This window comes from Stenotrophomonas sp. STEN046, assembly GCF_056759755.1.
In genome coordinates, this window is the sequence record NZ_JBRRDR010000027.1 from 25947 (window position 1) to 52429 (window position 26483).

Consider the following 26483-nt stretch of genomic DNA (forward strand, 5'->3'; position numbering starts at 1 on the left):
CAGGAATCCACGACATGGCTCGTTTTTTCATTGACCGCCCGGTGTTTGCCTGGGTGCTGGCGATCTTCGTCATCCTGGCTGGCGTGCTGGCCATTCCGCGGCTGGCGGTCGAGCGCTATCCGGCGGTCGCGCCGCCCAGCGTCAGCATCTATGCCAGCTATCCCGGCGCCAGCCCGCAGACCTTGAACGATGCAGTGGTCGGGCTGATCGAGCGCGAGCTGTCCAGCGTCAAGCACCTGCTGTACTTCGAATCGTCGGTGGATACCTCCGGTGAAGCGTCGATCATCGCCACCTTCAGGCCGGGCACCGACCCCGAGCTGGCACAGGTGGACGTTCAGAACCGGATCAAGGCGATCGAGCCGCGGCTGCCGCGCAGCGTGCGCCAGAACGGCCTGTTCGTGGAAGCGGCCGATTCCGGGTTCCTGATGCTGGTGGGCCTGCGCTCGCCCGATGGCAGTGTCGGCGAAGCGGCCCTGGGCGATTTCATGGCCCGCAACATCATCGAGGAACTGCGCCGCATCGACGGCGTGGGCCGTGTGCAGTTGTTCGGTGCCGAGCAGGCCATGCGCATCTGGCTGGACCCGACCCGCCTGACCGGCTACGGCCTGACCATGGGCGATGTGGCAACCGCGATCGAGCAGCAGAATCTGGAGATATCGCCGGGTCGCATCGGTGATTCGCCCGGAGTACCGGGCCAGCGCATCACCGTGCCGTTGACCGCCGAAGGCCAGTTGTCCACGCCCGAACAGTTCGCGGCCATCGTGTTGCGTGCCGGCGCCGATGGTTCGCGGGTGCTGCTGGGCGATGTCGCCCGGGTTGAGCTGGGCGCGCAGAGTTATGCCTGGGGGACGCGTGAGGATGGCTACCCGGCAACGGCGGCGGGTGTGCAGCTGCGTCCGGGTGCCAATGCAGTGCGCACGGCCACCGCCGTACGCGAGCGCATGGCCGAGCTGCAGCCGCTGCTGCCGCGTGGTGTCGAGTCGAGCATCCCGTTCGACACCGCACCCTTTGTCAGTATCTCGATCCAGAAGGTGGTGCAGACCCTGATCGAGGCGATGCTGCTGGTATTTGCGGTGATGTACCTGTTCCTGCAGAACTGGCGCTACACGCTGATTCCGGCGCTGGTGGCGCCGATCGCCCTGCTGGGCACCTTCGCGGTGATGCTGGCGCTGGGCTTCTCGATCAACGTGCTGACCATGTTCGGCATGGTGCTGGCGATCGGCATCATCGTCGACGATGCGATCGTGGTGGTCGAGGGCGTGGAGCGGATCATGGCCGAGGAAGGCCTGCCGCCGCGCGAGGCGACGATCAGGGCCATGCGTGAGCTGACCGGCGCGGTGATCGGCATCACCCTGGTATTGACCGCGGTGTTCATTCCGATGGCATTGGCCAGTGGTTCGGTGGGAGCGATCTATCGCCAGTTCACCGTTGCCATGGTGGTGTCGATCCTGTTCTCGGCGCTGCTGGCGTTGAGCTTGACCCCGGCGCTGTGCGCGACCCTGCTGCGGCCGGGCACGCCTGGCCATCACGGTCGCGGCGGGGTATTTGGTGCCTTCAATCGTGGCTTCGAGCGGATGACGGGTCGTTACCAGCAGGCGGTAGCGGCGCTGCTGCGTCGCTGTGGACGGGTGATGGGGGTGTTTGCCGCACTGGTGGTGGCACTGTTGATCGGTCTGCACTGGTTGCCGGGGGCGTTCCTGCCGGAAGAAGACCAGGGCTACTTCATGACCTCCATCCAGCTGCCAGCCGAAGCGACTGCCGAGCGCACCCTGGCCGTGGTGGAAGCCTATGAGCAGCACGTTGCCGGGCGGCCGGGCATCGCCTCCAACCAGGCCATTCTGGGCTACAGCTTCTCCGGCTCGGGCCCCAGCGCAGCGCTGAACTACACCATGCTGAAGGACTGGGGCGAACGCGCCGGCAGCACCGCAGCGGAAGAAGTGAAGGCAGCACAGCAGGCAATGGCGAGTGTGGCCGAAGGCGAGGTGATGAGCGTGATGCCGCCGGCGATCGACAGCCTCGGTCGCTCGTCCGGATTCTCGCTGGCCCTGCAGGCGCGTACCGGCCAGGGCCAGGCCGAGTTGCGCGCGGCCCTGCAGCAGCTGTTGAAACTGGCACAAGCCAGTCCGCTGCTGGCCGAGGTGCATGCCGATGGCCTGCCGGCAGGCAGCAATGTGCGCCTGGATATCGATCGTGCCAAGGCCGAAGCGATGGGCGTGGCATTCACCGAGATCAGTGCCACGCTGTCAGCGGCGATGGGCTCGCAGTACGTCAATGATTTTCCCAACCGCGGGCGCATGCAGCAGGTCATCCTGCAGGCCGACGCGGCGTATCGCATGCAGCTGGAGGATGTGCTGGCACTGTATGTCCGCAACAGCGAAGGCGGCATGGTCGCGTTGTCCGAGCTGATCACGCCGCACTGGACCGAAGCACCGCTGCAGCTGCAGCGCTACCTGGGATTCCCGGCATTGAATCTGTCCGGGGCCCCGGCCAGCGGCGTGTCCACCGGCCAGGCGATGGTGGAAATGGAGCGCCTGGCCCGGCAGCTGCCGGCTGGTTTTGCCCTGCAATGGACCAGCCAGTCCCTGCAGGAGCGTGAATCGGGTGCACAGGCGCCGTGGTTGCTGCTGCTGTCGATGCTGGTGGTGTTCCTGGTACTGGCGGCGCTGTATGAAAGCTGGTCGGTCCCGCTGGCGGTGATGCTGGTGGTGCCGTTGGGCCTGCTGGGCGCGGTGGCTGCGGTGCTGCTGCGTGACATGCCCAACGATGTGTTCTTCAAGGTCGGCATGATCACCGTGATCGGTCTTTCGGCGAAGAACGCGATCCTGATCGTGGAGTTCGCGCGCCAGTTGCAGCAGCAGGGACGAGGCCTGGTCGAGGCGACCATCGAAGCGGCGCGGCTGCGGCTGCGGCCCATCGTCATGACCTCGCTGGCGTTCGCGCTGGGCGTGGTGCCGCTGATGCTGGCGCAGGGGGCTTCGAAGGAAACCCAGCAGGCGATTGGTACCGGCGTGTTCGGTGGCATGGTCAGCGCGACGGTGCTGGCGGTGTTCTTCGTGCCGGTGTTCTATGTGGTGGTGCAGGGCGCGCAGCACTGGCTTGCCCAGCGCCTGCGTCGACGGCAGCCAATGCCGGGAGGAAATGCGGATGCAAGGCAGGAGTACTGAGGATCTGTACGAGGCGCAGCTGCGGTTGCTTGAGCAGCAGCTGCGCGACGCATTGCTGGATGGTGACAGGGCTGGAGCCGCCGCACTGCTGTCGCCGGTGTTGTTCATGATGGACGGGCAGGGCGCACGGATGCTGGAGCTGCCCTGGCTGGGTGACTGGCTGGAAGGGCGCCTGCAGGTGCACGCATTGCAGGTGCACGCCGTGGAATCGCTGCTGTGTGGCCGCCTCGCGCTGCTGTCCAGCGATGTCCAGCTGCATGTCCACTGGCGTGGACGGGAGCACGTGCAGCGCCTGCGTCTGCTGCGGGTCTGGACCTGCTGCTCGGGAGTGAGTGGCGCACAGCTGCTGTCGATGGCGGTGCTTGCAGGCTGAACGGGGGCCGTTGCCTTTCAGGCTCCATTCGGGTGCAGATGATAGGGTCCATGGTCCCTGTAGTTTCGACAAGGAGTCGAGCCATGCGTGTCATTCCCAGTCTGTTGGCTGCCTCCCTCGCACTTGCACTGGCGGCGTGCCAGCCCGCGCAGACGTCTACCGCCGCTGCGGGTGAAGCGGCAGCGTCGCCGGCTGACACTGCCACGCCGGTTGCCACCGCTACGCCGGTTGACAGCCTGGCGGGCGGCGAAACCCTGTATCGCTGCGGCGATGTGGATGTGCGCGCTGCATTCAATGGCGAAGATGCCGCAACCGTGGTGGTGGGCGAGCGCACGTTCGCGATGACCTCCGAGCGTGCGGCATCCGGTGCGAAGTACGCCGATGGCAAGGGCAACACGTTCTGGACGCGCGGCAGCGATCAGGCGCTGCTCGGCCTGAAGGGCGAGGCGGACCGCGAGTGCCAGGCCGTGGAAGCTGCCGAAGGCGATGGCAGCGCAGGCGCCGCCGCCTTCCGCGCCACCGGCAATGAACCGGGCTGGCTGGCCGTTGTCGACGGCGATGCACCGGGCCTGCAGGTGGAAGTGGACTATGGTGAGCGCCGCTTCGCCGTGGCCAAGCCGACGGCCGGGGCCGATGGCTGGGCAGGCAAGGCGGCCGATGGCACCGACATCAAGTTGAGCTTCCAGCGCACCACCTGCCAGGACGGCATGAGTGGTGAATCGTTCGACGCCAGGGCGATGCTGGCGGTGGGCACGCGCCAGTACCACGGTTGCGGCAATTTCGGCCGCAGGTAATTGCGTTCGCCGGGCATGGCCCGGCGCTACCGTTGGCCGGGCAGGCCCGGTGTTACGCCTTGCAGGGCTGCAGGTCCAGATCGAAGGACAGGTCGTAGCGCTGGTTCACCTCGATCAGTGCCTGGCGGATCGTGCAGTCATCGCGATGGCGGGCAACCAGGTCATCGAAGTTCTTCTCGCGGCCCTCGCAGAACTCCGCGTTTGCCGCATCCAGTTCACGCCGCCGCTCGTCGTCGTAAGGTTCTTCACCAGCGAAGTGCTGGCAGGTGTTCTCACGCGCCAGGAAGGCCTGCACGTCGGCGGGCATGCTGCAGTAGATCTGGATGTCTTCCAGGAAATACACGTCGTCCGGCACTGCACAACCAGCCTTCGCGCGGGCCTGTTCCAAGGCGTCGATGCTGTCGGGCGGGGTGGCCGCCGCCGCATCGGCGGTGGGGCCGGGAGCATCGGCGATCGCAACATCCGGCGCGGTATCGACGGTGCTGTCCGCTGCCTGCGGCGAACACGCCGCAAGCAGGGACAGGCAGGCGACCAGCGCGAGGCGCTTAGTCGGCACGGCCGGCAAATTCGCCGGTGGCGGTGTTCACCAGCACACGCTCGCCGTTGACGATGTACTCGGGCACCATGATTTCAATGCCGGTGTTCAGCTTGGCCGGCTTGGGACGCTTGGTGGCGGTGCCGCCCTTCAGCTCCGGCGGGGTTTCGATCACGTCCAGCACCACCGAGGCAGGCAGCTGGATGGCCACCGGCTGCTCGTCGATCACCTGCACGTAGATGCCGGTCAGGCCGTCGGTGATGTAGCCGGCGTCGTCGCCGATCACGTCCGCATCGAGGGTATAGGGCGTGTAGTCCTCGTCATCCAGGAACACGAAGGCATCGCCGTCCTTGTACGAGTACGTGGACTGGCGGCGCAGCAGTTCGACTTCGACCAGGTTGTCGTCGGCATCGAAGCTGGCGTCGAGCTTGTTGCCGCCCGGCACGCTGTACATGATGAAGCGGAAGCGGACGTTGCCGCCGCGACCCTGCGGCGAGCTGCGTTCGATGTCACGGATCTGGTAGACGCCGTTGTTGAACTCGACGACGTTGCCCTTCTTGATGTCGTTGGCTTTCATGATGATGTTGGTCGTTGGGGGAGGGCGCCGTCCCGGCGCCCGGGGGGAATCACTTCGGAGCGAGCCGGGTGGCGCCGTCCAGGCGGATGGTCTCGCCGTTGATGTAGGTATTGCCGAGGACATGGCCGACCAGGCTGGCGAAATCTTCCGGCTTGCCCAGGCGCGACGGGAACGGAATCGAGGCGGCCAGCGATTCCTGCACCGCTTCAGGCATGCCATCGACCATGGGGGTCCAGAACACGCCCGGGGCGATGGTGTTGACACGGATGCCGAAGCGCGACAGTTCGCGCGCCATCGGCAGGGTCATCGCCACCACGCCGCCCTTGGAGGCGGAGTACGCCGCCTGGCCGATCTGGCCTTCATAGGCGGCCACGCTGGCGGTGTTGATGATCACGCCGCGCTCGCCGTCCACGCCGGCTGCGTTGTGCTGCATGCGGTTGGCCGCGGCCTTGGCAACGTTGAAGCTGCCGACCAGGTTCACCATCACCGTGCCCTGGAAGCCGGCCAGCGGCATCGGGCCTTCCTTGCCCAGCACGCGCCCGGCGCCGAGGATGCCGGCGCAGTTCATCGCCACGTTCAGGCCACCGAGGAAATCATGGGCCTGGTCGATCGCTGCCGAAACGGCCGCTTCATCGCTGACGTTGACGTTGAAATAGCGGGCGTTGTCCTGCCCCAGTGCGGCTACGGCATCGGCGCCCTTGGCGTCGTTCAGGTCGAACAGGGCGACCTTGCCGCCGTTGGCGACCAGGTGCTCGGCCACGGCCAGGCCAAGGCCGGAGACACCGCCGGTGATCACGGCACGTACGGAAGACAGCTGCATTGCACGGTCCTGCAGGTTCAAGAACCGCCGATTCTAACGGAAGCCGGGGCGGCCGCCGTTGTGCGCTGCTGCAAACCGGAACAGTCACAGGCGAACAGGCGGGGTGCTAGCGGCGCAGGCGGCGTTCGAACTCGGTGGGCGACAGGCCATGGGCGAACAGGTAGCCCTGGCCGACGGTGACGCCCAGGTCGAGCAGGCACTGCCGCTGCGACTCGGTCTCCACGCCCTCGGCCACCACCCCCAGGCCGAGGCTGCGGGCAATCGCGCAGACCGCTTCGCACACGGCCACGTCGGAGCGGTTGCGCGGAATGCCTTCGACGAACAGCTGGCTCAGTTTCAGGCCATGGATCGGCAGCCGGCGCAGGTAGTTCAGTGCGCTATAGCCTTCACCGAAATCATCGATGGTCAGCATCACCCCCATCTCGCGCAGGCGGGCGAAGGTGCGCAGGGTGTCCGGTGCATCCTCGATCAGCACCCGTTCGGTGAATTCCAGTTCCAGCGCGCTGCCGGGCAGGCCGAACTCGTCCAGTACCTGGCGCACCCAGCGCGCCAGGTCTTCACCGACGAACTGGCGCCAGGACACGTTGACCGCCACCCGCATCAGGCCGAGGCCATCGTCCTGCCATTGCCGCACCTGCCTGCAGGCTTCGCGCAGGGCCCACTGGCCGATGCGCACGATATCGCCGGTGTGCTCGGCATGGCGGATGAACAGATCCGGCCGCATCTGCCCCAGCTGGCTGTTGTGCCAGCGCATCAGTGCTTCGCAGGCGATGGTTGCGCCGCTGCGCAGGTTGACCTGCGGCTGGTAGACCAGGTGGAATTCGTCGCCGTCCAGCGCCTTGTGCAGGCGGCTTTCGATCTGCAGGCGATCGTGCTGGCGCTGCGCCAGCTCCGGCGAGAACACCTGCCAGCCGTTGCGGGTGCGCCGCTTGCACTCGTACATGGCGGTGTCGGCGTTCTGGATCAGCTGCTGCGGGCCGGTGCCATCGCGCGGTGCGCAGGCGATGCCGATGCTGGCGGTGACCTGGAACTCGTCGCTGCCCAGCTGGAACGGTGTGGAAAACGCTGCGGTGATGCGCTCTGCCAGCTGTTCGGCCTGGTCAGGCTGGTCGCGCAGGTCGCAGATCACCAGGAACTCGTCGCCACCGAAGCGGGCCAGCAGGCCTTCGGTGCCGATTGCAGTGGCGATGCGCCGGGTGGCTTCCACCAGCAGCTCGTCGCCTGCGTTGTGGCCCAGCAGGTCGTTGACCACCTTGAAGCGGTCCAGGTCGATGTACAGCACGGCGACACGGTCATGGCTGGGGCTGGCCATGCGCACACCCAGGTCGCCCAGTACCGCATCGCGGTTCATGATGCCGGTCAGCGGGTCGGTGCGCGCCTGTACGCGCAGGGTCTCTTCGGCCTGCTTGCGTTCGGTGATGTCCTGCACCGTCCCGGTCAGCCGCGCGGCATCGACATCGCCGGCAGAGACTTCGCCGATCATGCGTATCCAGAACGAGTGGCCGTCGCGGCGCTGGCCCTGCAGTTCCAGGCCGAAACTGCTGCGGTGCTCGATGGTTTCGGCCAGAGCCTGCTGCAGGGCGGCGCGGTCATCGCTGCGCAGGCAGTCCAGCAGGTCCGGCATGTCTTCCAGGTCCAGTGGCTGGCCGACGATGCGCCGTGCCTCGTCGGTCAGGTACAACCGCTGCAGGCCGCGATCCCATTCCCAGCCGCCGATGTGGGCCAGTGATTGCGCGCGGGAAAACAGGGTGTTGTTGCGTTTCAGCTCGGTGATGTCGCTGAACATCGCATACACATGGTCGGCCTGGTCACAGCCGCTGCCGAACACCGGCACGTTGGTGGTGGACAACCACAGCATGCGTCCGCGTGGGCGGTGGTAGAGACCGATGATGGTGCTGCGGATCATCCGCCCGGCCTGGAAGCAGCGGTTGGTAGGCCACTGCGCATGGGTGAGGGGGTGGCCATGTTCGTCGACCACGATCCAGGCTTCGGGATCGAGCATGGAATTCAGGCCCACGCCGCCACCGGTCAGGCCAAGGATGCGGTGTGCCGCCGGGTTGGCCGACAGGACGCGCAGGTCGCGGTCGAACAGGATCACGCCCTTGTCGATCGATTCCATCAGCAGCCGGTAGCGCGACTCCGCGCGCCAGCGTCCGCTCAGGTCGCGGGCGACGGCGACGATGCAGGGCTGCCCGCGGTCCTGGAAGCCGGCCGAATGCACTTCCACCGGAAAGCGGCTGCCATCGCCACGCATGTTGGTTACTTCGATCACATAGGTGTCGCCGCGGTTCAGCGCTTCCCAGACCGGCTGCAGATGGTCGCTGGGCAGGTCGGGATTGAGCAGCTCGATCGGCTGGCCGACGATGTCCTCGCGCGGGCGGTCATAGGCAACGATGCCGGCGCGGTTGACGTCCAGCACGACACCTTCGGCGCTGAGGATGCTGACCGGGTCGGGCACCGCGTCAAACAGAGCGGCATAGCGGGCCTGGGTGTCCAGCGCCCGTTGCTGGGCATCGGCAAGCGCCTGCCGCGCCTGCCGCAGCAGCCTGGCCTGCGCTGCTGGCGGTGAAGCGGCCAGCGCGGCATCCAGAGCGGCCAGCGCGAGGTCGGTTGCGGCGGAAGCATCGCCGATGGCCGGACGGTCGCGCGGGCCGCTGTCGTTCATGTCGCCGCCAGCGCCTGCCCGACGCGGCTGGCAGTGGCGCGGCCGAGCAGCCCGGCCAGCCAGCGGCCGGTTTCGGCCAGTGCGGGCAGATCCACCCCGCACGCCAGGCCCAGGCCCTGCAGCAGGTACACCACGTCCTCGCTGGCGACATTGCCGCTGGCGCCCTTGGCGTACGGGCAGCCGCCGGCACCGGACACCGCGCTGTCGACCACGCGTACCCCTTCCTCCAGGCAGCTGGCGATGTTGGCCACGGCCTGGCCGTAGGTATCGTGGAAGTGCACGGCCAGTGCACTCATCGGAATTTCAGCGGCCACCGCCTGCAACATCGCCCGGGCCTTGCGCGGGGTGCCGACGCCGATGGTGTCGCCCAGCGAGATTTCGTAACACCCCATCTGGTGCAGGGCGCGGGCGACCCGCACCACATCGGCAAGTGGCACCTCGCCCTGATACGGGCAACCCAGCACGGTGGACACGTAGCCGCGCACGCGCACGCCATCGGCGGCGGCACGGCGCAGGATTGGTTCGAAACGGGCCAGCGATTCATCAATGCCAGCGTTGGTGTTGGTGCGGTTGAACGCCTCCGACGCTGCGGTGAACACCGCCACTTCCTGCACGCCCACGGCACGCGCGCGGTCATAGCCCTGTTCGTTCGGAACCAGCACCGGATAGGCAATGCCGACGTGGCGATGGATGCCGGCATAGACCTCGGCGGCGTCGGCCAGCTGCGGTACCCAGCGCGGGCTGACAAAGCTGGTGGCTTCGATCGTGCGCAGCCCGGTCGCCGACAGGCGATCGATCAACGCGATCTTGTCGGCGGTGGAAACGGCCTGCTTTTCGTTCTGCAGGCCGTCGCGCGGTCCCACTTCAACGATGCGGACGAAATCGCTCATTGCAGCACCGCCACGGCGGGCAGGGCGGGATGGGCGGGGCGGGCAGGTGCGGTTGGGATCACGACGGTTCCTGGAAAACGGGGGCGGCCCGGTTCTTCACCAGGCTGCCAACAGGGATACGCAGGCGGGCCGGGGAAACGGCCACGCCTGTGTTGATGGGAGGCCGGTCAGCCGGGCAGGTGGCAGACCGCTTCGATGTTGTTGCCGTCCGGATCGATCACGAACGCGGCGTAGTAATGCGGGTGGTACCAGGGGCGCAGGCCCGGCGCGCCATTGTCACGGCCACCGGCGGCCAGCGCGGCCGCGTGGAAGGCATCGACCTGGGCGCGGTCGCTGCAGGCCAGGGCCACATGCACGCCCTGGCTGGCGGGTGAGGCATTGCCGAGCCAGAAGAACGGCTTGCCTTCCCTGCCGAAGCCCACGTGATCGTGGGCGCCGGTCTGCTCGGCGCTCACCTCCATCACCAGGCCGATCTGCAACGGCGCCAGCGCCTGCAGGAAGAAGGTCTTGCTGCGCGGCAGGTCGCCGCTGTTCAAACCGATGTGGTCGAGCATGTCAGGCCTCGGTAACCCAGTGCGGGGCACGCTTGTCCAGGAAAGCGCCCAGGCCCTCCTGGCCCTCGGCGGAGACCCGCAGGCGTGCGATCAGGGCGGCATTGTCGCGGTCCAGGGTGTCGCGATCATGGCTGTCGCGTACCTGGCGGACCAGTTGCTTGGCCGAGGCCGCAGCGATCGGGCCGGCCTTGTCGAGCAGCGCCAGCTGCCGCTGCACCGCCTCGTCCAGCCGCTCGGGCTCCACCAGCTGGTGGATCAGGCCGATGCGCAGCGCGGTGTCGGCGTCGAAGTGCTCGCCGGTGGCGAACCAGCGGCGGGCCTGGCGCGTGCCAATGGCTTCGATCACATAGGGCGAGATGACCGCCGGCAGCAGGCCCAGCCGGCTCTCGGTCAGGCCGAAGCGGGCAGCGCTGCTGGCAATGGCGATGTCACAGCAGGCCACCAGGCCGACGCCGCCGCCAAAGGCTGCGCCGTGGACCCGCGCCAGGGTCGGCTTGGGCAGCTCGTCCAGGGTGCGCATCAGCCGTGCCAGGGCCAGAGCGTCCTCGCGGTTGTCGGCTTCGCTGGCCGAGGCCATGCCGCGCATCCACTGCATGTCGGCGCCGGCGGAAAAAGAGGCGCCGTGGCCGGCCACCACCACCGAGCGCACCGTGTCATCGCGGCCGGCGGCCTCCAGCGCGGCGGTCAGCCGGGCAATCAGGCCGGCGTCGAAGGCGTTGTGCAGCTCCGGCCGGTTCAGCCAGAGGGTCAGGACAGCGCCGGAGCGCTCGATCTGCAAAGCATCGTTCATGGGATTCCAGGTTCACTCCATACCTGTACGGATCATAGCGGGCCATTGGTCATGGGCCATGACGCGACGCGGGAATGTTAGAATCGAGAACCATTTACATCCAGCAGAGAACACGCTAGATGACGCTGTCCGAACTGCCGCTGCACGCCTCGGCCCTGGTCGATTCCGTGCAGGACCTGCACGCCAACGATGCCATCGCCCGCCGTCTGCGTGAGCTGGGTTTCGTCAAGGGCGAGGAAGTGCGCCTGGTGGCCAAGGGCCCGGTGGGCGGCGAACCGCTGCTGGTGCAGGTCGGGTTCACCCGCTTCGCGCTGCGCATCAGTGAAGCCAAGCGGGTGCTGATCGACCCCGCCAGCCAGGAGCACCGCGCATGACCCCCGCCGCCCACGCCGTTCCCCTGCGCATCGCGCTGGTCGGCAACCCCAACAGCGGCAAGACCGCGCTGTTCAACCAGCTGACCGGCAGCCGGCAGAAAGTGGCCAACTACACCGGCGTGACGGTTGAACGCAAGGAAGGCCGCCTGCGTGCGCCATCCGGCCGCGAGTTCGCCGTGCTCGACCTGCCGGGCGCCTACAGCCTGCATCCGGCCAGCCTGGACGAAGCGATCACCCGCGATCTGTGCCGGGGGTTCTACCCGGGCGAGGCAGCACCGGACGTGCTGCTGTGCGTGATCGACGCCACCAACCTGCGCCTGCACCTGCGCTTCGCGCTGGAACTGCGCGAGCTGGGCAAGCCGATGATCATTGCCCTGAACATGGTCGACGCCGCGCAACGGCGTGGCATCCAGATCGACGTGGCCGCGCTGGAGCGCGAGATCGGCGTGCCGGTGGTGGAAACCGTGGCGGTACGCAAGCAGGGCGCGCGCGCCCTGGTCGAACGCCTGGACACCATGGTGCCGCACCTGGACGCACCGCTGGCCGGGATTGAAAGCGGCGGCGACTACCACGCGCAGGTGCGCAGCATCCTTGCCGCGGCCGTGCGCATGCCGGCCCGTACCGCCAGGATCGATGACACCCTGGACCGCTGGCTGCTGCACCCGGTGTTCGGGCTGATGACGCTGGTGGTGGTGATGTTCCTGATCTTCCAGGCGGTGTTCGCCTGGGCCACGCCGCTGATGGATGGCATCGAAGCCGGCTTCGCCTGGCTGGGTGAACTGGCCGCCAGCGTGTTGCCGGCCGGGCCGCTCACCAGCCTGCTGACCGACGGCATCATCGCCGGCCTGGGCGGGGTGGTGGTGTTCCTGCCGCAGATCCTGATCCTGTTTGCCTTCATCCTGGCGCTGGAGGAATCGGGCTATCTGCCGCGTGCCGCGTTCCTGCTCGACCGCATGATGGCGGCAGCCGGCCTGTCCGGACGATCGTTCATCCCGCTGCTCTCCAGCTTCGCCTGCGCGGTGCCCGGCATCATGGCCACCCGCAGCATCCAGGACCCGCGTGACCGCCTGGCCACCATCCTGGTCGCGCCGCTGATGACCTGTTCGGCGCGCCTGCCGGTGTATGCGCTGCTGATCGGCGCGTTCATTCCGGCCGGCAAGGTCGGCATCTTCAACCAGCAGGGCCTGGTGCTGTTCGGCCTGTACGTGGCCGGCATCCTCAGCGCGCTGGTGATGTCGTGGGTGATGAAGAAATGGCGCCGCGACAAGAGCGAGCATCCGCTGATGCTGGAACTGCCGTCGTACCGCATTCCGCATCCGCGCGACCTGGCCGTGGGCCTGTACGAGCGCGGCATGATCTTCCTCAAGCGCGTGGGCGGCATCATCCTGGCGCTGACCATCCTGCTGTGGTTCCTGCTGTCGTTCCCCGGCGCGCCGGCCGACGCCACCATGCCGGCCATCGACTACAGCTATGCCGGCCAGATCGGCCATGCGATGACCGCGATCTTCGCGCCGCTGGGCTTCAACTGGCAGATCTGCATCGCGCTGATCCCGGGCCTGGCCGCACGCGAAGTGGCGGTGTCTTCACTGGCCACGGTCTACGCGCTGTCGGCTGCCGATGATGATGCGGCGATCTCGGCCCTGTCGCCGGTGGTGGCGGACGGCTGGTCGCTGGCAACGGGTCTGGCGCTGCTGGTGTGGTTCATCTACGCGCCGATGTGCATCTCCACCCTGGCCACCATCAAGCGCGAGACCAACTCGTGGAAGACGATGGGCTTCTCGGCGTTCTACCTGTTCGCTGCGGCCTATGTGGCGGCGCTGATCACCTACCAGGTGACCGTGGCGCTGGGGGGCGGCTGATGGACGCCGGCCTGCTGATCCAGTACCTGATCATCGCGGTGGCCGTGCTGGTCAGTGCGTGGGTGGTGCTGAAGAAGCAGGCGCCCGGCACCGTTCGCAGGCTGCGCGGTGCGTTGGCGCTGGCCCTGCTCAAGCCCGGACGCGCGGCCTGGATGCAGGCGCTGGGGCGGAAAATCGCGCCGCCGGCCAGTGGCGGCGGTGGCGCCTGCGGGGGCTGTGACAGCTGCGGGCCGACCCCGCCCAAGCAGCACTGACCCGGGCTTTGCTGGGTGCGAACCCGCCCGGTGGGTGCGAACCTTGGTTCGCACGCTTTTCAGTCCATCCACGCATGGCGTGGATCTACCTGGCCCGTGCGCCCAACGCCGCTGCCAGCGCCAACCAGCGCTCCCGTTGCGCGGGTGTGCTGTTGCGCACCGCACCCAGGCGGCTGACCCGCACAGGCCGGATGCCGCAGAATTCCAGGATGGTGGCGCGGATCTGCGCAATGCCCGGGTCGCGGTAGATCCAGCGGTAGTACCAGGGCGGCGTATCCAGGGTGGTGATCACCCGCGCGCTGCGGCCGGCCAGCAGGCGGTCCCACCACACCGAATCGCGCCGGTAGCGGAAAGCGAAGCCCGGCAGCAGCACGCGGTCGAAGAAGCCCTTCAGCAACGCCGGCATCGCGCCCCACCAGGTGGGGTAGACCAGCACCAGGTGGTCGCAGGCGTGGATGGCGTCGGCGGCATCCATCAGGTCCGGTTCCAGTGCCTGGATCTGGCGGTAACCGTGGTGGAGCACCGGGTCGAACTGCAGGTCGCCCAGGGCGATCAGGCGCACCCGGTGACCGGCCGCTTCAGCGGCGGTGGCGTAGCGCTGGGCGAGGGCGCCGCACAGGCTGTCGCGGTCGGGATGGCCGAGCAGGATCAGGATGGAACGGGACACGGCAACCTCGAATGCTGGAAAGCAGGCGACGGTGCGCTATGCCCCAGGGGCAGAGTCAAACGCTGGCCGGGCAGCCGGCCGGTTCCAGCACGCAGGTGCCGTCACCCTGCCGCAGCCAGCGCTGAAGCTCGTCGCTGACCTGTTGCAGTTCGGCCTCGACGCGCGCAAGCCGTGCGCGTTCGGCGGTGATTGTCGTGCGCTGCCGTTCCAGCAGCGCCAGCACCGCCGGCCAATCGAGCTGGCCATCGGGGAGCTGCAGACGGGAAATGGCGGCCAGCCCGATGCCCAGCCCCAGCGCCTGGCGGATCAACTGCACCCAGGCCACATCCTGCTCGCTGTAATCGCGGTAGCGGTTCAGGCGTGGCACCGGCGGCAGCAGGCCGCGCGCTTCGTACAGGCGGATCGCCTTGGCGCTGGCGCCGGTGCGGCGGGTGACGTCGGAAATGCGCATCGTCTCAGTCCTGCATCCGCGCGCAGGGCGTGCTGCTGGCAAGCGCTGCGTCGGCATCGATGGATCGCACGGGCGGTTGGCAGAGGTGCATGAGGGGCCGGCCGGCGCATGAAAGGGCACGCAGCGTAGCAGCGACGACGCTTGCCGGACCATGCGTGCTGCCGCTAGCCTGCGTGCATGAACCAGACTCCCCTGCGATTGCTAATTCACGGTGCCTCCGGGCGCATGGGCCAGGCCCTGTTACGACTGGCGGCCGACCATCCCGATGCGCTGCAGATCGTTGCGGCGGTGACCGGCCGCGCGCCGGCCCAGCGGGTGATCGATGGCGTGCCGTTCTTTGCCGCCAGCGAGCTGCCCGGTGCGCCGCCGTTCGATGTGGCGATCGACTTCAGCCTGCCGGAGGGCTTCGATGCCCTGCTGGCGCTGTGCGTCGAGCGCAGTGCGGGGCTGGTGTCGGGCACCACCGGCATTTCCAGCGCGCAACGGCAGGCGCTGGACGCTGCGGCTGCGAAGATCCCGCTGGTGTGGGCATCCAATTTCAGCCTGGGCGTGGCGGTGCTGGACGAACTGGTCGAGCGTGCGGCGCAGGCGTTGGCAGGCTGGAACTGCGACATCGTTGAATCCCATCACACGCAGAAGAAGGACGCGCCCTCCGGTACGGCCCTGACGCTGGGCGCGGCGGCGCAGCGCGGCGGGGCAGAGCCTGCGTATGCCAGCCTGCGTGCCGGTGACATCGTGGGCGAGCATCTGGTGCAGTTCACCGGCCTGGGCGAGCGCATCGAGCTGGTGCACCGGGCCACCAATCGCGACATCTTCGCCCGCGGGGCGCTGTTTGCCGCGCGCCAGCTGCAGGGCCGGGCGGCAGGCAGCTACCGCGTACGGGACCTGCTGGACGGGCCCCGGTAACGGTCCCATGTGGCCGGTAGATGCCAACCTTGGTTGGCAGCGTTTCCCGGAGGTGCCAACCAAGGTTGGCAGCTACCAAGGCCGGTGCGGGGGCCACATACGCCCCCGGATTGAAATGAATACGCAATCGCCTGTTCATGAATGGCGATAACCGCTGGCGCGCTGGCCCCGGCACCGCTACAATTCGCACTCGCCGAATCACGAAAGCCGGACCGGTCCCAGACCGTACGTCCGCGCTTTTTTGCAACCGGATTTCCGTGAAGCGCAGGCGTGACTTCGGCACCCCCTCGGTAGCCAAAGTGAGAATTCCGTGACCCAAGCCGCAATCCTCGTCCTCGAAGACGGCACCGTATTCGAGGGCGAATCCGTAGGCGCGCCCGGCCTGTCCGTCGGTGAGGTGGTGTTCAACACCGCCATGACCGGCTACCAGGAAGTGTTGACCGACCCGTCCTACGCCCGGCAGATGGTCACGCTGACCTATCCGCACATTGGCAACACCGGCATGACCGACCAGGACAATGAAGCGTCCAAGGTGTGGTCGGCCGGCCTGATCGTGCGCGATGTGCCGCGCCGCCCGAGCAACTGGCGCAGCCAGGTGTCGCTGCAGGACTGGCTGATCCAGCGTGGCGTGGTCGCCATCGCCGGCATCGACACCCGCAAGCTGACCCGCATCCTGCGCGAGAAGGGCGCCCAGAACGGCGCGCTGATGGCTGGCGACATCGATGTGGAGAAGGCGCTGGAAGCGGCCCGCAAGTTCCCCGGCCTGAAGGGCATGGATCTGGCAAAGGTCGTCACCACTGAAAAAAGCTACGTCTGGACCGAGGGCCAGCTGGATCTGGATGCCAACGCCTTCGTCAGCGTGCCGGCGCAGTACAAGGTCGTGGCCTACGATTTCGGCGTGAAGACCAACATCCTGCGCATGCTGGCCGAGCGCGGCTGCGAGGTCACCGTGGTGCCGGCGCAGACCCCGGCCGCCGAAGTGCTGGCGCTGAAGCCGGACGGCGTGTTCCTGTCCAACGGCCCGGGTGACCCGGAACCGTGCGACTACGCGATCGCTGCGATCAAGTCCTTCATCGACGTGAAGATCCCGACCTTCGGCATCTGCCTGGGCCACCAGCTGCTGGGCCTGGCCTCGGGCGCGAAGACCCTCAAGATGGGCCACGGCCACCACGGTGCGAACCACCCGGTGCAGGATCTGGACAGCGGCCGGGTGATGATCACCTCGCAGAACCATGGTTTTGCGGTGGATGAAGCCAGCCTGCCGGCCACCCTGCGGGTGACCCACCGTTCGCTGTTCGATGGCACCAACCAGGGCATCGCCCGCACCGATGTGCCCGCGTTCTCTTTCCAGGGCCATCCGGAAGCCTCGCCGGGCCCGACCGACGTCGGTCCGCTGTTCGATCGTTTCGTCGCCCTGATGGCCGAGGCGAAGGCTTGATGCGCAGCCTGGCCCTCCTGCCGTTGCTGTGGTGTGTCGCGGGTGTGGCGCAGGCTGCGCCCGCCGCCGACGCCGATGTGGCGGCGGTGGCCAAGACGTTGGGCATGGGCTCGCTGGGTACCAGCATGGCCAGCCTGGTGATCGACAACACACCGGCACTGAAAGCGTTGCCGGACGCTGACCAGAAGTGCGCGCAGGCGCCCGTGCGCGATCTGCTGGATGCGCAGTTCCGCCGCTCGATCATCACCGGTCTGGGCAACGATGGCGACGTGGTGATCGCCGAATGGTCGCGCTTCCTGGCCACGCCGGCGGGCAAGGCCCTGGCGACCACGTTCGCCAATTCCACCCCGGACAACACCGAGGCCAAGGCCGGCGCCGGTCTGGCCGGCACCGACCGCGCGCAGCTTGCCGCCTTCATCGACAGCCCGGCGTACCGCCGCATGGTGGCGTCGTTCGAAAGCGGGCCGGCCATTCCAGAGGATCTGGACGCGCAGTTGGCCAAGCCGCTGCAGGAGCAGTGCCGGATCGTGCTGAAACCCGAAGAGATTTCCTGATCGACAGCGTGCGATCACTCCCCCTTGTCACGCTGTACTGACTTAGAGAAGAAAATGCCCAAGCGCACTGACCTCAAGACCATCCTCATCATCGGTGCCGGCCCGATCGTCATCGGCCAGGCCTGCGAGTTCGATTACTCCGGCGCCCAGGCCTGCAAGGCACTGCGTGACGAGGGCTACCGCGTGGTGCTGGTCAACAGCAACCCGGCCACGATCATGACCGACCCGGAGATGGCCGACGCCGTCTACATCGAGCCGATCAACTGGCAGACGGTCGAGAAGATCATCGCCAAGGAAAAGCCCGACGCCCTGCTGCCGACCATGGGTGGCCAGACTGCGCTGAACTGCGCGCTGGACCTGGCCGACAACGGTGTGCTGGAGAAGTACAACGTCGAACTGATCGGCGCCAAGCGCGAAGCGATCATGATGGCCGAGGACCGCGAGCTGTTCCGCGTGGCCATGGGCGAGATCGGCCTGGAGTGCCCGACCGCCGCCGTTGCCCACACCCTGGACGAGGCGCTGGAGATCCAGACCCGCGTCGGCTACCCGACCATCATCCGCCCCAGCTTCACCCTGGGTGGCAGCGGCGGCGGCATCGCCTACAACCGCGAAGAGCTGATCGAAATCGTGACCCGCGGCCTGGAACTGTCGCCGACCACCGAAGTGCTGGTGGAAGAGTCGGTGCTGGGCTGGAAGGAGTTCGAGATGGAAGTGGTCCGCGATACTGCGGACAACTGCATCATCGTGTGCTCGATCGAGAACCTGGACCCGATGGGCGTGCACACCGGTGACTCGATCACCGTGGCCCCGGCACAGACCCTGACTGACAAGGAATACCAGCGCCTGCGCGATGCCTCCATCGCCGTGCTGCGCAAGATCGGCGTGGATACCGGCGGCTCGAACGTGCAGTTCGGCATCAATCCGGACACCGGCCGCGTGGTGGTGATCGAGATGAACCCGCGCGTGTCGCGTTCTTCGGCGCTGGCCTCCAAGGCCACCGGCTTCCCGATCGCCAAGGTCGCCGCCAAGCTGGCCGTGGGCTACACCCTGGACGAACTGAAGAACGAGATCACCGGCGGCCTGACCCCGGCCTCGTTCGAGCCGTCCATCGACTACGTGGTCACCAAGATTCCGCGCTTTGCCTTCGAGAAGTTCCCGGCAGCCGACTCGCGCCTGACCACCCAGATGAAGTCGGTGGGCGAGGTGATGGCGATGGGCCGCACCTTCCAGGAGTCGATGCAGAAGGCCCTGCGCGGCCTGGAAACCGGCAAGGTCGGCTTCGACCCGACCGGCCTGGACCTGGGCAACGAAGATGATCTGCAGACCCTGCGCCGCGAGCTGAAGGCGCCGGGCCCGGAGCGCCTGTTCTACGTGGCCGACGCGTTCCGCGCCGGCATGAGCGTGGATGACATCTTCAACCTGTCCTACATCGACCCGTGGTTCCTGGACCAGATCGAAGAGATCATCGCCGCCGAGACTTCGGTTGCCGCCGATGGCATCGACGCCCTGGACGCGGTGCGCCTGCGCAAGCTCAAGCGCGCCGGCTTCTCCGACGCCCGCCTGGCGCAGCTGACCGGAACCAACGAAGCGGCCATCCGCGCGCTGCGCCGTGCGCACAAGGTGCGCCCGGTCTACAAGCGCGTGGACTCCTGCGCCGGTGAGTTCTCCACCGGTACCGCCTACCTGTACTCGACCTACGAGGACGAGTGCGAGGCCGCGCCGACCAACCGCGACAAGATCATGATCCTCGGCGGTGGCCCGAACCGCATCGGCCAGGGCATCGAGTTCGACTACTGCTGCGTGCACGCCGCACTGGCGCTGCGCGAGGATGGCTATGAAACCATCATGGTCAACTGCAACCCGGAAACCGTGTCGACCGACTACGACACTTCCGACCGCCTGTACTTCGAACCGCTGACCCTGGAGGACGTGCTGGAAATCGTCGAGCTGGAACAGCCCAAGGGCGTGATCGTGCAGTACGGCGGCCAGACCCCGCTGAAGCTGGCGCGCGCGCTGGAAGCCAACGGCGTGCCGGTGATCGGCACCAGCCCCGATTCCATCGATCTGGCCGAAGACCGCGAACGCTTCCAGCAGCTGGTGGACAAGCTGAGCCTGAAGCAGCCGCCGAACCGCATCGCCCGCAACGACCAGGAAGCCCTGCTGCTGGCGCGCGAGATCGGCTACCCGCTGGTGGTGCGCCCGAGCTACGTGCTGGGTGGCCGTGCGATGGAAATTGTTTACGGCGAATCCGACCTGGCCCGCTACGTGCGCGATGCGGTGAAGGTGTCCAACGATTCGCCGGTGCTGCTGGACCGCTTCCTGGACAACGCCGTGGAAGTGGACGTGGACATCATTGCCGATGCGCAGGGCAACGTGCTGATCGGTGGCGTGATGGAGCACATCGAGGAAGCCGGCGTGCATTCGGGCGATTCGTCCTGCTCGCTGCCGCCGTACTCGCTGTCGGCTGGAACCCAGGCCGAGCTGCGTCGCCAGGTCGTGGAGCTGGCCAAGGCCCTGAACGTGGTGGGCCTGATGAACACCCAGTTCGCCATCCAGACCAGCGATGAGGGTGATGACACCATCTACCTGCTGGAAGTGAACCCGCGTGCCTCGCGCACCGTGCCGTTCGTGTCCAAGGCCACCGGCATGCCGCTGGCCAAGATCGCCGCCCGCTGCATGGCCGGCAAGACCCTGGCCGAGCAGGGCGCGACCAAGGAAATCGTGCCGGACTACTACTCGGTGAAGGAAGCGATCTTCCCGTTCGCCAAGTTCCAGGGCGTCGACCCGATCCTCGGGCCGGAAATGCGCTCCACCGGTGAGGTGATGGGCGTGGGCCGCAGCTTCAACGCCGCCTTTGCGCGTGCGCAGGAAGCCGGCGGCATCAAGGCACCGCCGGTTGGCAAGGCGTTCGTATCGGTGCGTGACCCGGACAAGAAGCGCGTGCTGCCGGTGGCCAAGGCGCTGCTGGCACGTGGCTACAGCCTGGTTGCCACCCGTGGCACCGCCGCGTGGCTGCAGCAGCACGGTATGGACTGCGAGATCATCAACAAGGTGGTTGAAGGCCGTCCGCACATCGTCGACTCGATCAAGAACGGCGAGATCGTCTACATCGTCAACACGACCGAAGGTCGTTCGGCCATCAACGATTCGTTCTCGATCCGTCGCGAGGCGCTGCAGCACCGCGTCACCTACTCGACCACCATTGCCGGCGCCAAGGCGCTGGTGGATTCACTGGAATTCCGTGGCACCGGCCCTGTCTGGTCGCTGCAGGAACTGCACAAGGAGTTGAATGCATGAGAGCCCCCATCACCATGAAGGGCGCGCAGCGTCTGCGCGATGAACTGGATCACCTGAAGTCGGTGAAGCGTCCCAAGGTGATCGCCGCGATCGCCGAGGCACGCGAGCACGGCGACCTGAAGGAAAACGCCGAGTACCACGCCGCGCGCGAGGAACAGGGCTTCATCGAAGGTCGCATCAAGCAGCTGGAAAGCGAGCTGTCGCACGCCGAGATCATCGATGTGAGCAAGCTCAATGCCGGCTCCAAGGTGGTGTTCGGTGCCAGCGTGACCCTGGCCGACGTGGAAAGCGACGAAGAGAAGAAGTACCAGATCGTTGGCGACCTCGAGGCCGACATCAAGCTGGGCCTGATCGCGATTTCGTCGCCCGTTGCGCGCGCGATGATCGGCAAGCTGGAGGGTGACTCGATCGTGATCGATGCACCGGCCGGCCAGCGCGAGTACGAGATCGTCAGCGTCAGCTACCAGGACTGACCGGTGGCAACGGCAACCCTGTTGTTGCCTGCACGCAGCCGCTTTGCGGTGGCTGCACTGCCTGATGTGGTGGCGCGCGCCCTGGGCCGCGCCACCACCTCGCAGGGGGAAGCGGGCGAGCGGGCGCAGCTGCAGCGGCATTTCAGCGTGGCCGCACCGCATTGGCCGGTGGCCGCGCTGACCCGTCAGCGTGACGTCGGCGACGCCGCCGGCGCCTGTTGGCTGCGCGCCGATCCGGCCTGCATGGTGCCGGACATGCACGGTGCGCGGATGATGGGCCATGGCGAAACGCTGCGGCCGACACTGGCCGACAGCCTGGCGTTGTTGCCGCTGCTGCAGCCGTTGTTTGCCGACGCAGGTCTGGTGCTGGATGCACCTGATCCGGCGCGCTGGTACCTGCGGCTGCCCATCGACATGGAGTTGCCGGTATTCGACAGCCCAGATGACGTGCTGGGTGACGATCTGTTCTCGCACCTGCCCGAAGGTGAAGCGGGCCGCCGCTGGCGTGCTCTCCTGACCGAAGCACAGGTGCTGCTGCACAACCATTCCTGGAACCAGCAGCGTGCCGCGCAGGGCCAGCAGCCGATCAATTCGCTGTGGTTCTGGGGCGGTGGCGTGATGCCGGTGTCGGTGAGCACCGCGCATGCGCAGGTGCGCAGCCGCGATGCGCTGCTGCAGGGCCTGGCCAATGCCGCAGGTGTGGCGGTGGATGGCGAGCAGTCGGTGGATGCACTGGTGGACCTGCGCCAGCTGCGCTCGCTGCAGCAGCTCGGCAACGATGCGATCCGACCGTTGCTGGCGGCATTGCAGCGTGGCGAACTGCAGCGGCTGGTGCTGGATTTCGAAGACGGCCTGCAGTTCCAGCTGGAAAAGGGCCAGCGCTGGCAGTTCTGGAAGAAACCACGGCAACTGCACGACGCCTGAGGCAATCTGCGCACGCAGGCCATGCCCGGTAGAATCCGACGATTGCGGTAGCGCCGGGCCATGCCCGGCGGATGCCCACGATTGCAGTAGCGCCGGGCCATGCCCGGCGGATGCCCTATCGGAATTCAGTGATATAGGTCGGCAGCCGCCAGGTGGAAGCCCCGGTGCCACTGCAGGTGCCGCCGACGTATTCCATGCTCAGCCGCATCCGCTGTCCATCCCATGCCCAGTAGCGCCCCGTTCCGCAGCGATCGCGGTCGGTCTCCACGGTTTCCTCAAGGTACATCAGCTCCAGCGACTGCGGGAAAAGTGCGCCCTGGGTAATGAAGACGGGATTGAACGGCGGCTGGTCGTTGATCGACCACGTCCCACCCGGCACATTGAACCCCGGGATGTGACAGACAACGGAGGCAAGCACGTGATGATCGTCCAGCCGCTGGATGGCGATGGACGGCGCGCTGGTCTGCGGCACATCCGCAGCGCATGCCCAGTCCGCCTTGTTGCCGGGCTTGAGCAGGCGGCGCAGGTCGTCGCGCTCGCCCAGACGCGCATCGTCCTCACGCGGTGGCATGCGCTTGGATGGGATGGCCAGCAGCGGCTTCGGCAGGGCGGGCGGCACGCTCGACTCCGGCCGGTTTCCACGTTGCACCAGTGCGCCGGGCGTATCCAGTCGCTGCTGGATCTGATCCATCTTCAGCATCAGCGCAGCGGCGCCGGATGCAGGCAGTGACCATGCCTGCCCCTTGCCATCGATGATGCTGATGGGGGATTGCCTGATCAGGGCGGCGCTGAATGCCTGCACTTGAGCCGGACTCAGCTTTGCATGCTCCGTGGCCGATTCAATTGCCCCGATGCTGCCCTCATGCTTTCCGTCCAGCTGCAGCTGCAGTGCGCCAACAGGTGACTGCGCCTGTGCTTCGGGGTCGTCAGCGTCGTCGCGGGCGAGTACCAGCCGCATCTCCACCGCTTCTCCAGGCCCGCCATTGCGCTCGATCAGCGCGCCCAGTCTCAGCGGCGCGGAGGCGCCGACACCGGCAATACGGCAGGCACGCGTGTTGTCGCAGACCATGAACCAGTCGCCCTCGGCGAACGATGCGCCAACCGGAACCGCGGCCCAGGCAGGCGAAGCTGTCGCCAGCAATCCCAGCACGAACAGCGGCAATTGCGGCAGAGCAGGGGAGCGCATTCAACGAACCTCGCTCACCAGCGTCGGCAGCATCCAGTGCCCGCCCGGCATGCCACGGCACAGGCCGGTGCTGAAGGCGCTGCTCAGCCGGAAGGCGCGCCCATCCCAGGTCCAGTCCGTACCTGAAACGCAGTCGCCGATGCCGCGGCCCTTATAGCGTGCGGACAGCGCGCGTTCTTCGCGCGAAAAGCTCTCCGCTTCCAGAGTGACCGTCTTCGCTGAGAACGGTGGTTGATCGCGCGCGATCCAGAAGCCATTGCTGTAGTTGTACGCACCCATCTGGCACAGCGCCTGCACCAGCACATGGCTGTCATCCAGCCGCTCGATCACCATTTCCGGGGTGCCCTTGTACTCGATCAGACGCGGGCAGTCGTCGCTGTCGCCGAGGGCGGCGATCAGCGCATCCCGCAGTGCTTCACTTCCGGCCAGCGCGGCATCACCGGGCCGGGCAGCGGCCAATCGGCCGCGCACGATCACCGGCATGTCCAGTGCGGCCGGAACACTGGCTTCGGCACGCTTTCCCCGGCGCACCAGAGCGCCGGGCGTGCCCACGCGTCCCTGTGTTTCATCCATCTTCAGCAATACGGCTGCAGCGCCGCGATCAGAAATCGGCCAGAGCGCATGCTTGCCGTCGATCACCTCGATCCGTGCCTGGCCGGGCAGGGCGGCCACCAGGGCGTCCACCTGCGCGGGCCGCAGCATCACCTTTTCTGCGGCGCCGGTATCCTCCACCGGGCCCAGGTCGCGCCCGTTCACGCGCAGCCGCAGCGGGCCTTCCGGCATCGCGCTGTCGCCGTCCTCACCCACCCGCAGCCGCGCCGTGACCGTCGTGCCGGGGCCACCGGCGCGTTCCAGCATCAGAGCCAGCAGGCCCGGCGAATTCTCGGCGCTGTAGCCGGCCGCGCGACAGGTGCCGGTGTTGTCGCAGGCCAGGAACCAGTCGTTGTGCACGAACTCGATGCCCGGTTCCAGCGGCGCGGGCGCGGCGTGGACGACAGCCTGGAACAGGATGCTGGCAAGCAGTAAGGAGAGCGGGCGATACATGCAGAATTCCCTTTCATGACCCTGCAAGCATGGGTGATCACCACGCCTGCGCCAAGCCCGGGAAGAGCCTGACAAGCCGCGCGCGGTATCATGCACCGGTCTTCCGCAACCCGGCGATGCCGATGTCCCTTGCCGCCGATGCTGCGCAGCCCAGCTCCGACACCCCGACAATCCGTCGCCGCGATCCCGCAGCGCCGGGCACCTGGCCGGACGGCACGTTGCCGTTGCTGGCGCGGCTGTATGCCGCACGTGGCGCAGATACGCCGGAGCTGGCACTGCCGAAACTGGGCAGCCTGCATGCGCCGGAACTGCTGACCGGCATCGATGCGGCAGTGGACCTGCTGGTGGCCGCCATCGCCGCCGACAAGCGCATCCTGGTGGTCGGCGATTTCGACTGCGATGGTGCAACTGCGTGTGCGGTCGGCGTTCGCGGATTGCGCATGCTGGGGGCGCAGCATGTCTTCCACGCCGTGCCCAATCGCATGGTGCATGGCTACGGCCTGTCGCCATCGCTGGTGGAGGAACTGGCTGCGCTGCAGCCGGATCTGCTGGTGACCGTCGACCACGGCATCGCCTGCCACGCCGGCGTGACCGCCGCCAAGGCGCGGGGCTGGCAGGTGCTGGTCACCGACCACCATCTGCCCGGCCCGCAGTTGCCGTCGGCCGATGTCATCGTCGATCCGAACCTTGATGGCGACGCCTTCCCCAGCAAATCGCTGGCCGGCGTGGGCGTGATCTTCTACGTGTTGATGGCGCTGCGCCGGCAGATGCGCGAAGCCGGTGTGTTCGCCGATGGCAAGGGCCCGGACCTGACCACGCTGCTGGACCTGGTCGCCGTCGGCACCGTGGCGGATCTGGTCGCACTGGATGCCAACAACCGCGCCCTGGTCAGTGCCGGGCTGCGCCGTCTGCGCAACGGGCAGGGTTGTGTGGGCCTGAAGGCACTGATCGAGGCCAGTGGCCGCGATGCCGCGCGCCTGACCGCGACCGATATCGGCTTCGGTCTGGGTCCACGCCTGAACGCGGCCGGGCGGCTGGAGGACATGGCGCTGGGCATCGCGCTGCTGCTGACCGAAGACCCGCGACAGGCGCGCGAGATCGCGCAGACGCTGGAGCAGATCAATGCCGAACGCCGCGCGGTGCAGCAGTCGATGACCGATGATGCCGAGCAGGCGCTGTCACGCGTGGTGCTCGATACCGCCGGGCAGCGGCCGGTGGCGGCGTGCCTGTTCGATGCCGATTGGCACCCGGGCGTGGTCGGCCTGGTTGCGTCGAAGATGAAGGACCGGCTGCACCGCCCGGTGGTGGCCTTCGCACCTGCTGAACCGGGCGCGGACACGCTGCGCGGCTCAGCGCGCTCGATTCCCGGCCTGCATATCCGTGATGCGCTGGCACTGGTCGATGCCCGCCATCCAGGCCTGATCGAACGCTTCGGCGGTCACGCGATGGCCGCTGGCCTCAGCATGCGCCTGGAGCACCTCGCCGCCTTCGAAGCCGCCTTCGTTGCCACGGTGCTGGAACTGCTGGACCCGGCGGCGTTGCAGCAGCAGGTACTGAGCGATGGCGAACTGGCCGCGGAAGAGCTGGACCATCGCCATGCCGATGCGTTGCGGCTGGCTGGGCCGTGGGGGCAGGGTTTCCCCGAACCGTTGTTCGATGGCCACTTCGAAGTGGCCAACTGGCGCGTGCTGAAGGAGCGCCACCTGAAGCTGGAACTGCGCCTGCCCGGCGTACCGGGCACGCTCAATGCAATCCACTTCGGCGGCTGGAACGGCAATGCGCCCGGTCGCCACGTGCACCTGGCCTACCGTCTGGCCTGCGATGACTACCGCGGCGGCAGCGCGATCCAGCTGATCGTCGAGCACTGCCTGCCGGCGTAGCGCTCGCCGGGCGT

Annotated in this window: 24 protein-coding genes; 13 read left to right on the forward strand and 11 right to left on the reverse strand. The window is 67.3% G+C overall.

Going from position 1 to position 26483, the window contains the following annotated elements:
- Positions 1–14 precede the first annotated feature (14 nt).
- The 3 genes from ACVOLJ_RS13375 to ACVOLJ_RS13385 all read left to right on the forward strand — a co-directional run bounded on the left by ACVOLJ_RS13375 (position 15) and on the right by ACVOLJ_RS13385 (position 4331).
- Positions 15–3164, forward strand: coding sequence for a multidrug efflux RND transporter permease subunit (locus ACVOLJ_RS13375; protein WP_481564311.1), 3150 nt, complete (start codon positions 15–17; stop codon positions 3162–3164).
- Complete coding sequence (locus ACVOLJ_RS13380) at positions 3145–3537, forward strand: nuclear transport factor 2 family protein (protein ID WP_475279824.1); 393 nt, start codon at positions 3145–3147, stop codon at positions 3535–3537. Before ACVOLJ_RS13375 ends, ACVOLJ_RS13380 begins: the two co-directional genes overlap by 20 nt.
- An 83-nt stretch (positions 3538–3620) precedes the next feature.
- Entirely contained in the window at positions 3621–4331 is a 711-nt protein-coding gene (locus ACVOLJ_RS13385) for an MliC family protein (RefSeq protein ID WP_481564312.1), read from the forward strand.
- Positions 4332–4383: 52 nt separating this feature from the next.
- Here ACVOLJ_RS13385 and ACVOLJ_RS13390 read toward each other — a convergent pair whose 3' ends face one another.
- The 7 genes from ACVOLJ_RS13390 to ACVOLJ_RS13420 form a co-directional block, all read right to left on the reverse strand.
- Complete coding sequence (locus tag ACVOLJ_RS13390; protein ID WP_481564313.1) at positions 4384–4887, reverse strand: hypothetical protein; 504 nt, start codon at positions 4885–4887, stop codon at positions 4384–4386.
- Positions 4877–5443: an elongation factor P-like protein YeiP gene (yeiP, locus tag ACVOLJ_RS13395; protein ID WP_475279827.1), complete on the reverse strand. Its 567-nt coding sequence runs from the start codon at positions 5441–5443 to the stop codon at positions 4877–4879. Before yeiP ends, ACVOLJ_RS13390 begins: the two co-directional genes overlap by 11 nt.
- Before the next feature lie 49 nt (positions 5444–5492).
- Complete coding sequence (locus tag ACVOLJ_RS13400; RefSeq protein ID WP_481564314.1) at positions 5493–6263, reverse strand: SDR family NAD(P)-dependent oxidoreductase; 771 nt, start codon at positions 6261–6263, stop codon at positions 5493–5495.
- Between the two features lie 106 nt (positions 6264–6369).
- Positions 6370–8928, reverse strand: coding sequence for a sensor domain-containing protein (locus tag ACVOLJ_RS13405; protein WP_475279829.1), 2559 nt, complete (start codon positions 8926–8928; stop codon positions 6370–6372).
- Positions 8925–9818, reverse strand: coding sequence for a hydroxymethylglutaryl-CoA lyase (locus ACVOLJ_RS13410; protein ID WP_475279830.1), 894 nt, complete (start codon positions 9816–9818; stop codon positions 8925–8927). The genes ACVOLJ_RS13405 and ACVOLJ_RS13410 overlap by 4 nt, the downstream gene beginning before the upstream one ends.
- A gap of 167 nt (positions 9819–9985) precedes the next feature.
- Positions 9986–10372 (reverse strand): VOC family protein, encoded by a 387-nt coding sequence (locus ACVOLJ_RS13415; protein ID WP_481564315.1) that lies wholly within the window; start codon positions 10370–10372, stop codon positions 9986–9988.
- 1 nt (position 10373) lies between these two features.
- The gene (locus ACVOLJ_RS13420; RefSeq protein WP_475279832.1) at positions 10374–11162 is read right to left on the reverse strand and encodes an enoyl-CoA hydratase-related protein; all 789 of its coding nucleotides are present in this window, start codon (positions 11160–11162) and stop codon (positions 10374–10376) included.
- 119 nt (positions 11163–11281) lie between these two features.
- Between ACVOLJ_RS13420 and ACVOLJ_RS13425 the strand changes: the two genes are divergently transcribed.
- Genes ACVOLJ_RS13425 through ACVOLJ_RS13435 form a run of 3 tightly spaced genes read left to right on the forward strand, consistent with a single transcriptional unit; the run spans position 11282 to position 13649 of the window.
- The gene (locus ACVOLJ_RS13425) at positions 11282–11536 is read left to right on the forward strand and encodes a FeoA family protein (protein WP_481564316.1); all 255 of its coding nucleotides are present in this window, start codon (positions 11282–11284) and stop codon (positions 11534–11536) included.
- Positions 11533–13395 carry a ferrous iron transport protein B gene (gene feoB / locus ACVOLJ_RS13430; RefSeq protein ID WP_481564317.1) on the forward strand — a complete coding sequence of 621 codons (1863 nt, stop codon included), beginning with the start codon at positions 11533–11535 and terminating at the stop codon, positions 13393–13395. The genes ACVOLJ_RS13425 and feoB overlap by 4 nt, the downstream gene beginning before the upstream one ends.
- Complete coding sequence (locus tag ACVOLJ_RS13435) at positions 13395–13649, forward strand: DUF6587 family protein (protein WP_475279835.1); 255 nt, start codon at positions 13395–13397, stop codon at positions 13647–13649. Before feoB ends, ACVOLJ_RS13435 begins: the two co-directional genes overlap by 1 nt.
- Before the next feature lie 85 nt (positions 13650–13734).
- Here ACVOLJ_RS13435 and ACVOLJ_RS13440 read toward each other — a convergent pair whose 3' ends face one another.
- Together ACVOLJ_RS13440 and ACVOLJ_RS13445 are read right to left on the reverse strand one after the other, a co-directional pair.
- Positions 13735–14316, reverse strand: a complete 582-nt coding sequence (locus ACVOLJ_RS13440; protein ID WP_475279836.1) for an NAD(P)H-dependent oxidoreductase — start codon at positions 14314–14316, stop codon at positions 13735–13737.
- Positions 14317–14371: 55 nt separating this feature from the next.
- Positions 14372–14767 carry a MerR family transcriptional regulator gene (locus ACVOLJ_RS13445; RefSeq protein ID WP_481564318.1) on the reverse strand — a complete coding sequence of 132 codons (396 nt, stop codon included), beginning with the start codon at positions 14765–14767 and terminating at the stop codon, positions 14372–14374.
- A 177-nt stretch (positions 14768–14944) separates the two neighbouring features.
- On the opposite strand from ACVOLJ_RS13445, the gene dapB reads away from it, so the two are divergent.
- From dapB to ACVOLJ_RS13475, 6 genes are all read left to right on the forward strand, one after another.
- Positions 14945–15673 (forward strand): 4-hydroxy-tetrahydrodipicolinate reductase, encoded by a 729-nt coding sequence (dapB, locus tag ACVOLJ_RS13450; RefSeq protein ID WP_481564319.1) that lies wholly within the window; start codon positions 14945–14947, stop codon positions 15671–15673.
- Positions 15674–15983: 310 nt separating this feature from the next.
- Positions 15984–17111 carry a glutamine-hydrolyzing carbamoyl-phosphate synthase small subunit gene (gene carA / locus ACVOLJ_RS13455; protein ID WP_475279839.1) on the forward strand — a complete coding sequence of 376 codons (1128 nt, stop codon included), beginning with the start codon at positions 15984–15986 and terminating at the stop codon, positions 17109–17111.
- A complete protein-coding gene (locus ACVOLJ_RS13460) occupies positions 17111–17665 on the forward strand; it encodes a hypothetical protein (RefSeq protein ID WP_481564320.1) in 555 nt (184 codons plus the stop codon). Before carA ends, ACVOLJ_RS13460 begins: the two co-directional genes overlap by 1 nt.
- 54 nt (positions 17666–17719) lie before the next feature.
- Entirely contained in the window at positions 17720–20962 is a 3243-nt protein-coding gene (carB, locus tag ACVOLJ_RS13465) for a carbamoyl-phosphate synthase large subunit (RefSeq protein WP_481564321.1), read from the forward strand.
- Between the two features lie 8 nt (positions 20963–20970).
- Positions 20971–21435, forward strand: coding sequence for a transcription elongation factor GreA (gene greA, locus ACVOLJ_RS13470; RefSeq protein ID WP_475279916.1), 465 nt, complete (start codon positions 20971–20973; stop codon positions 21433–21435).
- Positions 21436–21438: 3 nt separating this feature from the next.
- On the forward strand, positions 21439–22359 hold the full coding sequence (locus ACVOLJ_RS13475) for a phosphoglycerate mutase (protein WP_475279842.1): 921 nt from the start codon (positions 21439–21441) through the stop codon (positions 22357–22359).
- A gap of 115 nt (positions 22360–22474) precedes the next feature.
- On the opposite strand, the gene ACVOLJ_RS13480 is transcribed toward ACVOLJ_RS13475, so the two are convergent.
- Positions 22475–23545 (reverse strand): DUF1176 domain-containing protein, encoded by a 1071-nt coding sequence (locus ACVOLJ_RS13480; RefSeq protein ID WP_481564322.1) that lies wholly within the window; start codon positions 23543–23545, stop codon positions 22475–22477.
- The gene (locus ACVOLJ_RS13485; protein WP_481564323.1) at positions 23546–24589 is read right to left on the reverse strand and encodes a DUF1176 domain-containing protein; all 1044 of its coding nucleotides are present in this window, start codon (positions 24587–24589) and stop codon (positions 23546–23548) included.
- A 122-nt stretch (positions 24590–24711) separates the two neighbouring features.
- Here ACVOLJ_RS13485 and recJ point away from each other — a divergent pair, with 122 nt between their 5' ends.
- Positions 24712–26469, forward strand: coding sequence for a single-stranded-DNA-specific exonuclease RecJ (gene recJ, locus ACVOLJ_RS13490; RefSeq protein WP_481564324.1), 1758 nt, complete (start codon positions 24712–24714; stop codon positions 26467–26469).
- Positions 26470–26483: the final 14 nt, after the last annotated feature.

Bases quoted from the DNA above. Each gene is read 5' to 3' on its own strand.
- ACVOLJ_RS13375 (WP_481564311.1), top strand. From the start codon at position 15: ATGGCTCGTTTTTTCATTGACCGCCCGGTGTTTGCCTGGGTGCTGGCG.
- ACVOLJ_RS13410 (WP_475279830.1), bottom strand. From the start codon at position 9,818: ATGAGCGATTTCGTCCGCATCGTTGAAGTGGGACCGCGCGACGGCCTG.
- carB (WP_481564321.1), top strand. From the start codon at position 17,720: ATGCCCAAGCGCACTGACCTCAAGACCATCCTCATCATCGGTGCCGGC.
- dapB (WP_481564319.1), top strand. From the start codon at position 14,945: ATGAACCAGACTCCCCTGCGATTGCTAATTCACGGTGCCTCCGGGCGC.
- ACVOLJ_RS13435 (WP_475279835.1), top strand. From the start codon at position 13,395: ATGGACGCCGGCCTGCTGATCCAGTACCTGATCATCGCGGTGGCCGTG.
- ACVOLJ_RS13415 (WP_481564315.1), bottom strand. From the start codon at position 10,372: ATGCTCGACCACATCGGTTTGAACAGCGGCGACCTGCCGCGCAGCAAG.
- ACVOLJ_RS13485 (WP_481564323.1), bottom strand. From the start codon at position 24,589: ATGTATCGCCCGCTCTCCTTACTGCTTGCCAGCATCCTGTTCCAGGCT.
- ACVOLJ_RS13400 (WP_481564314.1), bottom strand. From the start codon at position 6,263: ATGCAGCTGTCTTCCGTACGTGCCGTGATCACCGGCGGTGTCTCCGGC.
- ACVOLJ_RS13385 (WP_481564312.1), top strand. From the start codon at position 3,621: ATGCGTGTCATTCCCAGTCTGTTGGCTGCCTCCCTCGCACTTGCACTG.
- ACVOLJ_RS13425 (WP_481564316.1), top strand. From the start codon at position 11,282: ATGACGCTGTCCGAACTGCCGCTGCACGCCTCGGCCCTGGTCGATTCC.
- ACVOLJ_RS13405 (WP_475279829.1), bottom strand. From the start codon at position 8,928: ATGAACGACAGCGGCCCGCGCGACCGTCCGGCCATCGGCGATGCTTCC.
- feoB (WP_481564317.1), top strand. From the start codon at position 11,533: ATGACCCCCGCCGCCCACGCCGTTCCCCTGCGCATCGCGCTGGTCGGC.
- yeiP (WP_475279827.1), bottom strand. From the start codon at position 5,443: ATGAAAGCCAACGACATCAAGAAGGGCAACGTCGTCGAGTTCAACAAC.
- ACVOLJ_RS13380 (WP_475279824.1), top strand. From the start codon at position 3,145: ATGCAAGGCAGGAGTACTGAGGATCTGTACGAGGCGCAGCTGCGGTTG.
- ACVOLJ_RS13460 (WP_481564320.1), top strand. From the start codon at position 17,111: ATGCGCAGCCTGGCCCTCCTGCCGTTGCTGTGGTGTGTCGCGGGTGTG.
- ACVOLJ_RS13480 (WP_481564322.1), bottom strand. From the start codon at position 23,545: ATGCGCTCCCCTGCTCTGCCGCAATTGCCGCTGTTCGTGCTGGGATTG.
- ACVOLJ_RS13445 (WP_481564318.1), bottom strand. From the start codon at position 14,767: ATGCGCATTTCCGACGTCACCCGCCGCACCGGCGCCAGCGCCAAGGCG.
- recJ (WP_481564324.1), top strand. From the start codon at position 24,712: ATGTCCCTTGCCGCCGATGCTGCGCAGCCCAGCTCCGACACCCCGACA.
- ACVOLJ_RS13420 (WP_475279832.1), bottom strand. From the start codon at position 11,162: ATGAACGATGCTTTGCAGATCGAGCGCTCCGGCGCTGTCCTGACCCTC.